This window comes from Lentzea indica, assembly GCF_012184385.1.
Taxonomy (GTDB): domain Bacteria; phylum Actinomycetota; class Actinomycetes; order Mycobacteriales; family Pseudonocardiaceae; genus Lentzea; species Lentzea indica.
Map to the genome: position 1 here is coordinate 1 of NZ_VSRL01000501.1, position 2,151 is coordinate 2,151.

3 protein-coding genes are annotated in these 2,151 nt (G+C 66.5%); 2 read left to right on the plus strand and 1 reads right to left on the minus strand.

Translation table 11 applies throughout. The features are described 5' to 3' along the window. Positions 1-411: rhamnogalacturonan lyase family protein (locus FXN61_RS49000; RefSeq protein WP_446684968.1), on the plus strand; the 411-nt coding region annotated here is incomplete at its 5' end. Between the two features lie 216 nt (positions 412-627). Further along, positions 628-1,782, plus strand: a complete 1,155-nt coding sequence (locus FXN61_RS49005) for a right-handed parallel beta-helix repeat-containing protein (protein WP_167980576.1) — start codon at positions 628-630, stop codon at positions 1,780-1,782. On the opposite strand, the gene FXN61_RS49010 is transcribed toward FXN61_RS49005, so the two are convergent. Further along, positions 1,779-2,151, minus strand: a 373-nt coding sequence (locus FXN61_RS49010; RefSeq protein ID WP_188136318.1) for an acetylxylan esterase, incomplete at its 5' end; no start/stop codon positions are given. The two genes, FXN61_RS49005 and FXN61_RS49010, sit on opposite strands and share 4 nt — an antisense overlap.

Genomic DNA, 2,151 nt, shown 5'->3' on the forward strand with positions numbered 1-2,151 from the left:
TGGGCGGGGCTGGCGCAGTGCCACCACGGCGCCCAGGTCGCGGCGCGCAAGCCGGGTTCGATCAACTTCGTGATCTGGTGGGACGGTGACGCGCAGCGCGAGCTGCTGAACGGCACCACGATCGACAAGTACGGACCCAACGGTGACACGCGACTGCTCACCGGTTCGGGCGTGGCCTCCAACAACGGCACCAAGTCCACGCCGGCGCTGCAGGCCGACATCCTCGGCGACTGGCGCGAGGAGGTCGTCTGGCGCACCTCGGACAGCCGGGCGCTGCGGATCTACTCCACCACCGAGCCGACGAGCATCCGGCGGCCGTCGCTGATGGAGGACCGGCAGTACCGGGAGGCGGTGGCCTGGCAGAACACCGCCTACAACCAGCCGCCGCACCCGAGCTTCGCCTCTCCCTGATCGTCCAGGGCGACAACTGAACACCGAATCCGCGGACGGGATCGCCCGTTCGCGGATTCGGCATGCCCGCGTTGTTTTGTCATTTTATATCCGTGAATTGCACGCTTTTCACCGTTGTGAATCTTTTGCAGTTTTATTGCGTGCCGGAAAGTGGGTGCGTTAGCTTGCTTGGGAGCGCTCCCAAATTCCTTCTTTTCGCACCCAGGGAGAACTGTGATGAAAGTGAAGTCCATCGGGGTGGCATTGGCCGTGGTCCTGGCGTTGCCGTTACCCGCGTCCGCTGCCGACAGCGTGCTGCACGTGTCGCCGTCCGGTCGTGACGGCGCGACCGGCACGATCTCGGACCCGACCACGCTGACCTCGGCGATCACACGAATCGCCGCGGGCGGCACGATCCACCTGCGTGGCGGCACCTACAGCCTCGCCAAGACGGTGACGATCCCGCCGACCAACAACGGCACGGCGAGCGCCCGCAAGAAGCTGACCGCCTACCAGGGCGAGAAGCCGGTGCTGAACTTCTCGGCGCAGACCGAAGATCCGGCCAACCGCGGTCTGGCGGTCAACGGCTCGTACTGGCACGTCTACGGCCTCATCGTCGAACGGGCCGGTGACAACGGCATCTTCGTCGGCGGCAGCAACAACGTCCTCGAGCGCACGATCACCCGGTTCAACCGCGACACCGGCCTGCAGCTCTCGCGAATGGCGTCCAGCACGCCGAAGAACCAATGGCCGGCCAACAACCTGGTGCTGAGCGCCGAGTCCCACGACAACCGCGACTCCGACGGCGAGGACGCCGACGGTTTCGCCGCGAAGCTGACCGTCGGCGCTGGCAACGTGTTCCGGTACGCCGTGTCGCACAACAACATCGACGACGGCTGGGACCTCTACACCAAGTCGGACACCGGCGCGATCGGCCCGGTCACCATCGAGGACTCCCTGGCGTACAAGAACGGCACGCTGAGCAACGGCGGCCAGGCCGGCAACGGCGACCGCAACGGCTTCAAGCTCGGCGGCGAGGACATCGCCGTGCCGCACGTCGTCCGCCGCACCATCGCGTTCGACAACGGCAAGCACGGCTTCACCTACAACCGCAACCCCGGCGCGATGACGGTGTCGAACAACCTCAGCATCGACAACGACGAACGCAACTTCTCGTTCGACGCGGGCAGCACGGTGTACAGCGGCAACACCTCGTGCCGCAGCAGCAACGGCTCCAACGACAAGACGATCGGCAACGCGGACAGCTCGAACCAGTTCTGGTCGGGCACCAACGGCTCCCGCTGCGCTGGTTTCACCGGCGCTCTCGGCTGGTCGTTCGCCTCGGACGGCAAGCTGCGCGTGACTCTCGGCGGCAAGCCCGTCGTCCTCTAAAGGTGCTCGCGCAGGTGCCGTAGCTGCGTCTCGACGTGGCTGGTGGGCGTGGTGTGCTTGCCGAAAGGCGATACCGTGATCTGCTTGGGCGCGCGGACCTCGTGGTACGCGGCGTACACAGTGGACGGTGGGCAGATCGGGTCCATCAACCCGACGCTGAACAGGCACCGCGCGGTGATCCGCCGTGCCAGCAGCGCGCAGTCGACGTACCGCAGCGTCTCCATCGCGGCGGGCACGAGCGCGTCGTGCTGTGCGAGGAAGTCGCTGATCTCGGTGTACGGCGGCGTGCCGCCGATCCGCACGCCCGGTGCAGGTCGCACAGGAACGGCACGTCCGAGTGGCACACCTTCACCCGGTCGGCCCGCAACG